The organism is Salipiger thiooxidans (assembly GCF_900102075.1).
GTDB lineage: Bacteria > Pseudomonadota > Alphaproteobacteria > Rhodobacterales > Rhodobacteraceae > Salipiger > Salipiger thiooxidans.
On sequence record NZ_FNAV01000010.1, the window covers coordinates 241,247 to 252,329 of the forward strand.

Below are 11,083 nucleotides of genomic sequence, written 5' to 3' on the forward strand. Positions count from 1 at the left end.
GTCAGTTTTTTTGCCACGCCTTGGTCTTGATGCTCTTGCTCGCCATCACGCGGCCGTAGATCGCGATGAGCCCGCCGACCGAGGTGATGATCGCATCAACGTGGCTTGCGATCCCCTGAGCGTCTTCCGCCGAGACCTCGATCCCGAAGATCGAGAGCGCCTGCGGCAGGATGGCAATGCCGGCGCCCCAGATGGTCTTCGAGGCGAGGAAGGATTTTACGTCGTCCATGGTCTTGTCCTTTCGAGGATAGGCGGCACACAGCCGCGGAGAGGACCAGCGCCAAGCGCCAGTCGGTAATGGGGAGGCCGAGCATCAGTCGGCAGGAAGGTCCGGGAGATCGACGGTTTGCCCTGCCAGCGCGTGGGTGCAGTCGCTCAGAAACTGGATGCGGCCATCCCGAACGAAGCTGTGGCAGAGCAGCGGCTTCGGCTCGAACGGCTCGCCCCGCATGATCGCAGCGTGCTGCTGATCGGTGAGCCGCTCTGTGCCCGAGACCTTTATCGACGGCGAGAAGGTCGGCGCGTCCGGGTTGCCGTTGTAACCCCACCGTGGGCCGGTCCCTTCGCCCACCCCGACCTGGTGCATCATCCGGCAGCCCGGGCACATGAACGCCACCATCCCGCCCTTGATCGAGCGAAGCTTGCGACCGAGCCACGCCATCAAGCGGCCCCCAGCAGTGCGCCCCAGGTAACGGGCCCGACGATCCCGTCGGTAGTCAGCCCCTGCCCCATCTGGAACGCCTTGACCGCGGCCTCGGTCATGCCGCCGAAGATCCCGTCCGCCTGGCCCGGCGCATGGCCGCGCAGCGACAGTGTCTCCTGCAGCACGCGCACGTCGTCACTGCGCGAGCCGCGGCGCACCGTGACGCGTCCCGGCGCATTCACCACGATGGTCTCGCCCAGCCACTCGGACACCTGGAACCCCGGGCAGGCCTTCGCGGCGTACTGGTTATGACCGGTGACCAGCTTGATCGCCGGAAAGCGTGCGCGCAGATCCGCGATCAGCGTGCGAGCTGAGACGTCTTGTTCCGCCGTGAAGTTGTCGAAGAAGTCATCCACCTCGGTGGAGCCGAAGCCGCCGAAGAGGCTGATGCCGATGGTGCCTGTGTTGTGCCCCGCGACGTGGGCCCCGATCAGCTCGAGCGGGCGTCCTTGGGCCACCGTGCCGTCACGGTCGATCAGGAAATGATAGCCGATATCGCTGAAGCCGCGTGCGAGGTGCCACGCCTTGACCTCGGCCACCTTCGATCCGGTCGGGTACCCCGCCATCCAGTCGGCCCGCGTTGCCGTGCAATGCACGATGATTTCCGTGATGGTGCGCATGGTGTTCTCCCATGAAAAAGCCCCGCACGAGGCGGGGCGGTCGGCGCAAAGCGGCGCAACCCTGAGGGTGCGTCACTTGCGCGAATTAATGATCTGCGTTGAAGTGGTCCGGCGGACGCAGCCTGACCGGTTTCCCAACCTACACCGCGTCACATCAATCCCCTGACGCTGCATCCGCACCCTCACCCGGCAGGCAAGAGCTGATAGGCCAGCGTGTCCGTGCGGTCCTGGACGGTGGTCGTGCCGTTCTCGGTCGGACACTGGTAGGTCAGCGTCAGGTAGACCGTGATCCGCCCGGGCCGGAGGATGGCCGGAGGGATCATCTCTATACGCAGGGTCTGCGTGTCGTCGTTGAGCTGCCGGGGCGCGCGACCCGCATTCAGCCGCTGCCCCGGCGTCGGGATGTTGAGCTCGTCTGTGAATATCGGCGTCCAGTCGGTGAGGCGGCAGTCGACCCCGAGCTTCGTGCGCGCCGCCACCATGGTCATCACCACGTTGTCGCCCTGCTTTACCGGCTCGCGAATGTAGCTCTGGCCTTGTATCTGCCGGATGACCCGGTCCTCGCCATTGGCCCGCGCGACCTCCTGCTGAAGCTCGGCGACGGTAACCTCGAGCCGCGCGAAGCGGTCCACGAAATCGCCGATCATCAGGTATGCCTCCCGGAGCGGCCCGAAGGTCATACCCCATATCAGGCTGGTGGCGCCGAAGATGGCAGCGATGGCGCCCATAATCTTGCCCAGCTCGATCAACCGACCGCTTCTGGACTTCGGGAACTCGTCGCCGGTCATGTTTCTGTCTCCCATGTCCACCCCGGTCTGTACTGTCCGAAACTCGTGATTTGCCCGGAGCGCAGAGCGCACCAGATCGTGCTCTGCCACAGGGGGCTCACCCTTTGTGCGCCCTGTGGTGGCCACCGGCATGCGCAAGCCCGTGCAGAACCGGTGGCCTCACTTTCAGTCAACTCCCAGACAGCGTGCCGACCGGATCGCGAGGACCTCAAACAGCCCCTGATCCGCGTGGCAGCACGGGTCGGGGGTGCTGCTACGCCGCCACGAGACTCGGATTGTTCTCGATGACCTGGTAGTTCGTCTGCGCGTCGTCGGTCGCAAGGATGTCACCATGCGCCGCGCTGTAACCGATGATCTGGTTCCCGGTGATCACCCCAAACTTCCAGGACTGCGCGACGCGGATTGCGTAGGCCATGTTCCCGTTGTCGTCCTGGAACGTGTTGCCGGTGATTTGGAGCACACCCTTATCAGCAGGAGGGTAATTGGTGTTGCTGCTGCGCGTTGTGATCCAGTTGGCGGTGCCATTGGACGCACAGTTCACCATCGTGTTGTTGGTGAACTTGATGCGGTCGCAGCCGGTGATGATTTCCATGACGCTGCCTTGCGCATCCTCGAAGTGACAATTGTCGATGGTGAGCCCAATCGTGTGCTGCGGGCGAATGCCGCCACCGCTCGAGACCCCCGGCTGCAGCTTGAAACTGCACTTGGTCACCGTCACGTTCTTCACGGTTCGCGTTGCGCTGTCCCCGTTCGTATTCATGAAGCGCCGGGCGTTGGGGAGGTTCACCCGGTCGATCTTCACCCGGTCGATGTCGCCGTTGATAACGAAGCCCACCCCAACATTCGCTGCCGTGACGTCGTCGATCACGATGTCGGTGTGGACCAGGGCCTCCTCAACTTCGGTGCTCACGATGGCGAACAGGATGACGTTGTCCTGGTAGGTATCGAGGTTCACCTTGAGCCCCTTGAAGGTGATGCGGGAATTGCTTTCCCCGGTGCGCCCGTGATCATTGACCGCGAAGATGCTCTCGCCATTCGAGAACGACCCGGTGACCTCGACGTCCTCAACCCAGATATTGTGGCATCCGTCGTTGACCTCTACGCCTCCCCGGAAGTGTGACGTTCCAAGGGTGAGTGCCGTAAGGCGGATATTCCGGGTGACGTTGGACGCCTCCTGCCCGGACCCGATCCCGATGCTGTCAGCGACGCAGTCGTCGACTTTGACATTGTGGATGCGGTGACCGGTCCCCAGCACGCAGATCCCGTGGCGCGTGAAGCTCTTGATGTCGAGATCCTCCATGACGCAGTCCGACGAGGTGCTGCGCAGGTAGATCCCGCTGGATCGCGCAGATAGGGCGCCGCCTTCCCAGCTGGTCTCGTTGGTCCGCCGCCCATCCATCGACAGATGCCGGATGGAGTTCCCTGCCGCGTGAGGGGTGATGTGCCCGATCTGCAGACCCAACTCCTGATCCTCCACGGTGGCTCGAGTTCCGCAGGTCTGCTTCATCACCCCATGCGCACGCTGGCCGTCGGTGGTGAGGTGGAGGCCCCCACTCAAAGCGCAGATCCCGGTGAAGAGGACGTCGTAACCCTGTCCGATGACCGTGGAAAGGACGTCGTAGTCGTCGGTGACCCCGTCCTGGTAGCACCCGAGCTGAGTGGTGGTGATCCACCCGTCTGCGTTGGGGAGGGCCTTCAGCTTCGCGCCACCAGCGGTGGTGAGGTGCTCCCCGGTGGTGACCTCCTGATAGTGGAGGCCACTCTTGGTGCTCCAGAGCGCCCCCGGCCCGCGGGAGACCTCAAGGGAAAGAATGAGAGCAGCCGGGGTGTCGTAGACCGTGGCGATGACCTTGGAATAGTCGCCTCGCGTCCAGTTCTCATCGAATGTGCTGGTGCTTGCGTCATTCGTCAGCGGCAGGAGCCAGTCGCCAACGGCGAAGGTCTCACCGTCGACAGTGCCGGCCACGCTCGTGATGTAGTAGGTGCCGCGCACGGCCCCACTGGGAAAGGATCCGCCGCTCGCATCGAATTGCCCGGCGGCGCTAAGCGAGGTCGCGATAGCGCCAATCTCGGAGTAGAGCGCATTGATGACAGATTGCATCGCCGCATCGTGAAGCGCCTTGGTCGTGCGTTTGGGACCCGTCCCGCTGATCGGGAGAGCGTAAACAGGTGCAGCCATCTATGGGACCTCTCAGGTGATGGTGAAGGTGCCGAGCGCCGAAGGCGTGCCGTCGGTGCCGGTCGTGGTGTAGGGCACGATCCAGAAAGCGCCCGGCCCCTGCGCGAGCCCGGGGAAGGTGATCGCGAAAGGGCTGCCCGCGGGCGTGGTGTCGTCCTCAGCCACCTCGATGGCGTCGCCGAACTCCTCGCCCACCGCTGCCCGGTAGAGCCGCAGCCCGTCGTAATAGCCGTTGTCGGGCGCGGTGCCGCTCACGGTCAGCTCGCCAGGCCCGCCGAGGGACGCGCTGGCGCCGCTGACCTGCAGGCCCGCGACGATGCCGAGGGCATAGGACCAGAGCCCTTCGCTGCTGGGGCCGATGGCGCGGACCCGCAGGTCGTAGCTCTTGCCGAAGGCCACCGGCCCGAACTGCCCGACCACGGTGCTGGTCTCGATCGCGCTGTCGGGGATGTCGGGGAGCGGCACGAAGATGGTCTCGCCCTCCTCGCGCCAGCCGACCTCGTACTCGTCGACCACGTAGTCGGTGATGGCATCGAAGCTGAACTCGACCATCAGCACAACGGCGCCGCCGCTGTCGAGCTCCACGGTGGTGGCGCCGAGTCCTTCGACAGTGCCGAGCTCGACGTCGTCGCTGGAGAGGTCCTGGCTCAGAATCTCCTGCTCATCAGTCTCGGGATCCCAGTCGAAGATCTCCGCGCTATATTCCCGCAGCGTCACCGGGACCCGGAAGGCCACCTTGCCGTTCTCGCCGTCCTGCAGCCAGACGCCGGGGTTGGCCTCCTCGACCTGCCACCCCCCGTTCAGCCGGGTGAAGGGCGAGGCCAACGCCCCGGTGAGCGAAGACCCCGGCACCAGCGCGATCGCCGAGGGCGGCAGGGTGCAGCTCAGCCGTTTCTGCGCGGCCCGGCGTCCGGCCTCGATCTTCACGATGCGCTGGCATTGCGTGCCGCTCGGGACCAGCGGCAGCGCGAGTTCCTCGATGTCGTCGGCGCTGGTGGAACCGCCCGCGACCAGCCGCGGCTCGAGCTCGGCGGTCTCGTAGTAACGCTCCGCCGCGGTCCAGGTCCCCTTGAGGGCGTAGGGCACCTCCCGGCGCGAGGCGAGGCGCTGGAAGTCGACGGCGCTGTCGGCAAGGATGTCGGTCATGGTGTAGACCGGCGCCTGGTAGGCCCCGGGGATGTAGGAGAGCTGGCCGCCCGCCACGGCAAGCTGCCCTGCCCCCGCCGCCGCGAGCGGCTGCAGCAGGTCGAGGAGCTCCCCCTTGGTCCAGTCGACCACGCCTGCCACCCGGTAGCGCGGTTCGGTGACGGTCTCGCCGGCGTCGACGCTGTCGTGCCACCGCGTGACCGGCTCATCGGCCAGCGGCACAGCGTCGGTGAAGGACGAGAGCACCATCTGCCCCGGCCCGTAGGCGCGCACCGGGTTGAAGCGCACCGCGTCGAGCAGGCAGCGCGCCTGGTTGTCGCTGAAGGTCCAGGTGTCCGGATCGTCCGGGTCCTGCGCTACATCCTCCGGGTCCCAGACCATCGACCAGTCCATGTCGAGCTCGATCTGCGGCGGCACGTTGGGCCAGCGCTTGGGGCGCTTGCTGACCGAGCCGCCAGCGGAAAGGCTCACCCAGAGCACCGTCTGCCCGCGCCATGCGTCCGTGGCGCTGAAGTACTCGGGGTAGTTGTCGGTGAAGTAGGCGGGCGGCGCCGCCTGGTCGCCAAGGCCAAGCCAGAACAGCGCCTGCGTCTCGTTTGCATCCCAGTCCGGGAACTTCTCCTTGATCTTCACCAGCTCGCCCTCGGAGGCGAAGTCGAAGAGGTTCTGCCAATCGCCCGGGTCGGTGAGCTCGGTTCCGGTGACCCGCTCGGCGAAGACGCACTCGCGCCCGTCGATGGTGAAGGTGAGGTTGGTCCCGGCCGAGGGCCGCGAGTTGAAGAGGATGCAGCCGAGCAGGCGGCTCCCCTTCACCCGCCACGGTGCCGGCGTGCCGGTGGTGGCGAAGTGGCCGTAAACCCATCGCTTGGCGGGCCGCGCGGTGGGGAGCGTCAACTCGCGCTTCAGGTCCTGTTGACTCGGAGTGCGGACGGTCGCAGCGGTGAGCAGCAGCCCCGCGCCCAGCTGGATGGCCGCTTGGGCGAGCGTGCCGAGCGTGGTTGCCCCAAGGGCAGTCCACCACCCCGCAACGGCCGCAATCGCCGCGGTAATCGGTTCGGCCTGCGCCTCCGACGGAACAAAGCTCACCGCGACCATCGCCGTCGTGATCAGCAGCCACTTACGCATTCCAGCAAGCCTCCACGGTCGCGGGACAGACCGCCGCGCCGGTTAGTGATTTCGCCACCCACAGCCCCGGCCTCATGCAGAGGCCGAGAACGCGGTATCGCTCGCCGTCAACATGGATGACGCCGATTGCCCCGGTTGCCTCGCGGCCTTCTCTCAGGCCCCACGACGCCGCCTGGAGACGCCACATGGGGGTGAATCCGCCCCGAGACCTGATAAGCGCCAGAGCCTCTGCCCGGTTCGCATAGAGGCCGCGCAGGCCCGCCATCAGGTCTATCCCGGTCAATCTCCGCCACGCCGCGCAGGCGGTGGCGCTGCAATCACTCTGCCCCTCCCAGCCGAACGGCCCGCCCATCTCGTCAAAGGCCGCATCGAGCACCTCGGCAGCCGTGATCACGCCGGCCATCTGAGCCGCAGCCCCTCGCGGTCGGTGTTGATCAGCAGCCGCCCGGCGGTATCGCCGAGGTGGTTCGCCGCCTGATCCTCGAAGCTGTGGTAGGCGGTCGAACGGGCCCGCTGCGACGGGCCTGACGACAGCGGCACCTGCACACCTCGGGTGCGCCCGATGGCATTGGCCTCGGTGAGGTCGCGCAGACCGTTGATGGTGCCGGTGAAGATCGGGAACGGCTCCCCCACAAGCGTGTCGCCATCGCACGCGGTCACAGCGCCGAAGTAGATCACCGCCTCGCGATCCCGTGCATCGACATCGAGATGCGCGTCGAGCTCATCGCCGAGCCCCAGCAGCGACAGCGAGGCCTCCTGCGCAGCCATGCCCACCCCGTCGCCCGGCAGCGACAGCCCCGCGATCTTGCCGACACCAGTCCAGTCGTGTCCGTCCCAGCTGACGGTGCCGAGGTTGGTGTGGGCGTGGAACGGATCTTCGGGCCAGTCGACGAAGAAGAGCACGATGGGGAAGAAGCCCGCGGGGTTGCTGATGGCCGCCAGCGTGTCGGGATGGATCTGGCGCGCGATCACCACGGGGCGATCTCCACGAAGCCGCCCACCTCTTCCGCGAAGACCTCGCGGAACTCCCAGGTGTAGATCCAGTCAGACGCCAGCATCTGCGGCGGCGTCGGCATGTCGACCGGGCGGAACACGGCGGTGTCACAGGTGCCGAGGTTGACGCGCGCCCCGGTGAAGGCGCCGGGGCTCTCGAACACCCTCACCACCGCGACGCCACTGGCGTCGGAGACGGCCGCCGTGACGATCCGCACCGTGACACCGACGGCATCGTCCGCGTTGGCGAAGATCGTCAGGAACTCGCTCGGCCGCGCCACCAGTGCGTTCGCCGGAAGACCCTCGACGGTCACGGTCGCGAATCCCGCCGCATCGGTGCCCGTGGTGCCGGTCAGGATGGTGCCGGAGTACCAGAGCAGCTCGGCCCCGCCGGCGGTCCAGTCGAGAGCGTCACCCCCGTCGGACCACAGCATGGGCACCGACTGGCGGTCCTCGACGCTGTGACGGGTGATGAGCGAGATCGGCATCGACCGGAGCCGCACCAGGTTCAGCCCACCCTGCAGGAAGGCCTTGAGGCTTTCCATGTAGCCCGCGCCCATCCGGTTGTGGCTCACCCCCGAGATATCCATCGTCGCCACCCGCCGGCGGCGCTGCGCCGCCGAGAGGTAGGACGCGCCGGTCAGCAGCGACTCACTGCGTTCCACCGGATCCGAGATGGTCCAGGACCAGCCGGTCAGCGAGACCGGTGGCCAGGCATAGACGTCCACGCTCATGAGAAGCGGTTCTCCAGGCTTTCCTTGCGCACCGCCTTCACCGCATCCTGCATGAGCTGCGGATAGGCGCGGCGCAGCTGCATCGCGAACTCCTCCGCCGCCCCGCGCTGCGCGCCGCGGGCATCGACCTGGAAGACCGGGTTGAGCGTGATGTTCCCACCCTTGCCGCCGCCCTGCGCCCGCACCCCGAGCTTGCCGTCCGAACCCCGCCGCAGGGGCAGGATCGCCTCGTCGTCAAGCCCCTCGCCCAGCACGCCGGTACGGCCGCCCGCCATCGGGAAGTAGGTCGGGCTGTCAAAGATCCCGCCCTTGGCGAAGGGCACCACGGAGCCAGTGGAGAAGGCGTTGCCCCTGGCATTGGCGAGCAGACCGCCCAGCCAGCCGGTCACGCCGCCCCCGGCACCCGCCAGCGTGCTGACCCCCTGCATCGCCTGCGCCCGCAGGATCTCGGCGATGAGCTGCAGCACCGCGTCCCTGGCCGACATCGAGCCATCGAAGATGCTCATGAAGAGATCCGTCATCGCGTCCGCGCCGCGCTCGGCCCGGTCCTGCAGTTGCTCGAGCCGGTCGGCATGAGCGTCGGCTTCGAGCGAGGCGCGCATCCAGGCCATGGCCTGCTCGTCGATCTGCGCGGTCAGCTCGGGCGTGATCTCGAGGCCCGACTGCTGTGCTGCATAGAGCAGTTCCGCGCGCTTGCGCGCATACTCCATCGCATCGCCGAGCTCGGTGCCGTACTCGGCCACCACCAGGAGCGAGGCGGATTCGGCCTCGAGCCGCGCGATCTCCTCGCGGGTGCGCTCGAGCTCGCGCTCCCAGTCGCTCTGCTTCTCCGATCCGCCGCCGCCCCCGCCACCTTTTGGCGCGTCGGGCACGCCAAAGCTGAAGTCGACGCCGGGCATCTGCGGCCGCGGCGAGCTGGTCGGCGCATACCGCCCGGGCGGCAGCTCGGCCGCCACCGGCTCCCCGGGCATGGGCGTGGTCTCGAGCGTGCCGCCCGGCAGGGTGCGGTTGACGTCTGCGGCCAGCGCCGCAACTTTGACCAGCGAGCGGGCCAGCGCGCCCACCTGCGAGATCACGCCCGAGAAGCTCACTCGATCGATGTCCTCGAGCCCTGCCAGCGCCTCCTCCACCTGCTCTGTTGCCTCGAGCATGCCTATCCGGAAGTCGTCCGCCCCAATGGTCCCATCCTGCAGACCGTCATTCAGATCCACCATCCGCTCCCGCGCTGCCATGATCGCGGCCGCCGCTTCCTTCTCCTCGAGCCCGTCGAGCGAGAGCACCGCCTGGTCGAGCGACGGTCGCAGCCGGTCCGCCTCCTCACCGAGGCGGCTATACTCCGCAGCGAGGAGCCGCAGCCCCTCGACCTGCTCGTCAGCCAGGTCCGTGACCTCGGAGAGCCGGTCGTAGATCTCGTCGCCGAGGATCGCCCGGCCCTCGCCCTCGTCGGGGAAGATCTCCCGCAGGCGGGTCTCGACCACGTCGAAGGGCAGATCCGCCAGCGCCACCGCCAGCCCCTTGGCCCAGGTCGAGGAGCGTTCGATGAGCCGCGAGAACTCCGCGTCGATGCGCTGCGCCCTGGCGACCAGTTCGGCCTCCATGACCAACCCCATCTCGCGGGCCTCCTGCATCATCGCGCGCATGCCGTCCTCGCCGCGCGCCAGCAGCTCGACGAAGCGCTCGCCGCCCGTGCCGCCGAAGACCTCGTCGGCCACCCGGATCTGGGCGGCGTGGTCGAGATCCTCCATCCGCCCGATGATCTCGAGCAGCAGCTCCTCGGGCGCCTCGAGCTTGCGCTCGAGATCCGCCGCCCCGAGCCCGATCCGCGCGAAGGCCTCCGCCGCCGGCCCCTTGCCGGTGACGATGAACTCGTCGGCACGCAGGTTCAGCTCCTTCATGCCGTCGACCAGCGCATCGATCGGGATCCGCGACTGGGTCGCGACGTAACCCAGCGCCTGGAAGGCCTCGACGCCCAGCCCCGAGCGCCGCGCCTCGTCACCGATCTGGGCCACCGCCCGCACGCCCTGCGTCAGGTTCGAGGTCAACACCCCCACCGCCGTGGCCGCGGCGCCCGCCACGAAGGCCTTGCCGAGCGCGCCGACGCTCGCCGCCGCCTTGCTCAGGTTGCTGTCGATGTCGCGCGCCATCTTCGAGGTGTTCCGGCCCGCGTCGCGCTGGAGCCTGGCGATCAGCTTGTTGTTGCGGTCCATGGCGCGGGCAAAATCCCGGTCCCGCGCCTGCAGGAGGATCGTGATGCGCTCGAGTTCTTCGTCAGCCATATCGCTTCACCAGCTCCTCGTACTCTTCCTCGCTTGGCGGCGCGACCGCGCCCGAGGCCTCGCGCTGCGCCTCGTTCCAGGCCGCGACCAGCAGTGACGTCTCTTCGGGCGTCAGCGCCCGGATCTCTGCCGGCAGCCGGTTCATGGCGCCGCAGATGTTCAGGATCCGCTCGCGGGCGCCGTAGTGGCTGGCGGGGCGCTCTCGTCCGCGCCCGATCCATCCACTTTTTTTTTGCCCTCGCCGAGGACCGCCGGGATGAAGGCCACCCCGAGCACGCGCTGCGCGATCTGGCGAAGTCGCATGTTCTCCGAAGGCGGCAATTCCGCCACGAGGTCCTCCGCGGCACGGTCGGACATGCCCCCGCCCACCAGGGCCAGCGCCACGAGGTCGCGGATATGCCGCGCCTGCGGAGCCCGGCCGCCACGCCCGAAGAGCTGGTCCCAGAGCTCGAAGATGCCGACGTCGTACTGCGCCTCGAAGCGTTCGATCTCGCGGTTGCGCAGCAGGAGGCGGCGGGA

Annotated in this window: 12 protein-coding genes; all 12 read right to left on the reverse strand. The window is 67.5% G+C overall.

Annotated features, from left to right (window positions below):
- Position 1 precedes the first annotated feature (1 nt).
- Positions 2-229 (reverse strand): hypothetical protein, encoded by a 228-nt coding sequence (locus BLQ77_RS16685; RefSeq protein ID WP_089961222.1) that lies wholly within the window; start codon positions 227-229, stop codon positions 2-4.
- An 84-nt stretch (positions 230-313) separates the two neighbouring features.
- The gene (locus BLQ77_RS16690) at positions 314-661 is read right to left on the reverse strand and encodes a ubiquitination-like system serine protease family protein (RefSeq protein WP_089961225.1); all 348 of its coding nucleotides are present in this window, start codon (positions 659-661) and stop codon (positions 314-316) included.
- Positions 661-1,323 (reverse strand): peptidoglycan recognition protein family protein, encoded by a 663-nt coding sequence (locus tag BLQ77_RS16695; protein WP_089961228.1) that lies wholly within the window; start codon positions 1,321-1,323, stop codon positions 661-663. Before BLQ77_RS16695 ends, BLQ77_RS16690 begins: the two co-directional genes overlap by 1 nt.
- Before the next feature lie 182 nt (positions 1,324-1,505).
- Positions 1,506-2,111 carry a hypothetical protein gene (locus tag BLQ77_RS16700; RefSeq protein ID WP_089961231.1) on the reverse strand — a complete coding sequence of 202 codons (606 nt, stop codon included), beginning with the start codon at positions 2,109-2,111 and terminating at the stop codon, positions 1,506-1,508.
- A gap of 253 nt (positions 2,112-2,364) precedes the next feature.
- Positions 2,365-4,290: a hypothetical protein gene (locus BLQ77_RS16705; protein ID WP_089961234.1), complete on the reverse strand. Its 1,926-nt coding sequence runs from the start codon at positions 4,288-4,290 to the stop codon at positions 2,365-2,367.
- A 12-nt stretch (positions 4,291-4,302) separates the two neighbouring features.
- The gene (locus BLQ77_RS16710) at positions 4,303-6,561 is read right to left on the reverse strand and encodes a phage tail protein (protein WP_089961236.1); all 2,259 of its coding nucleotides are present in this window, start codon (positions 6,559-6,561) and stop codon (positions 4,303-4,305) included.
- Positions 6,554-6,964: a DUF6950 family protein gene (locus BLQ77_RS16715; RefSeq protein WP_089961238.1), complete on the reverse strand. Its 411-nt coding sequence runs from the start codon at positions 6,962-6,964 to the stop codon at positions 6,554-6,556. The genes BLQ77_RS16710 and BLQ77_RS16715 overlap by 8 nt, the downstream gene beginning before the upstream one ends.
- Positions 6,952-7,536 (reverse strand): hypothetical protein, encoded by a 585-nt coding sequence (locus BLQ77_RS16720; RefSeq protein ID WP_089961241.1) that lies wholly within the window; start codon positions 7,534-7,536, stop codon positions 6,952-6,954. The genes BLQ77_RS16715 and BLQ77_RS16720 overlap by 13 nt, the downstream gene beginning before the upstream one ends.
- Positions 7,530-8,288 (reverse strand): hypothetical protein, encoded by a 759-nt coding sequence (locus BLQ77_RS16725; protein WP_089961244.1) that lies wholly within the window; start codon positions 8,286-8,288, stop codon positions 7,530-7,532. Before BLQ77_RS16725 ends, BLQ77_RS16720 begins: the two co-directional genes overlap by 7 nt.
- Entirely contained in the window at positions 8,285-10,564 is a 2,280-nt protein-coding gene (locus BLQ77_RS16730; protein ID WP_089961246.1) for a phage tail tape measure protein, read from the reverse strand. The genes BLQ77_RS16725 and BLQ77_RS16730 overlap by 4 nt, the downstream gene beginning before the upstream one ends.
- Entirely contained in the window at positions 10,557-10,709 is a 153-nt protein-coding gene (locus tag BLQ77_RS28815) for a hypothetical protein (RefSeq protein WP_165617139.1), read from the reverse strand. The genes BLQ77_RS16730 and BLQ77_RS28815 overlap by 8 nt, the downstream gene beginning before the upstream one ends.
- A 14-nt stretch (positions 10,710-10,723) precedes the next feature.
- On the reverse strand, positions 10,724-11,083 hold a 360-nt coding region (locus tag BLQ77_RS16735), incomplete at its 5' end, for a GTA-gp10 family protein (protein WP_165617140.1).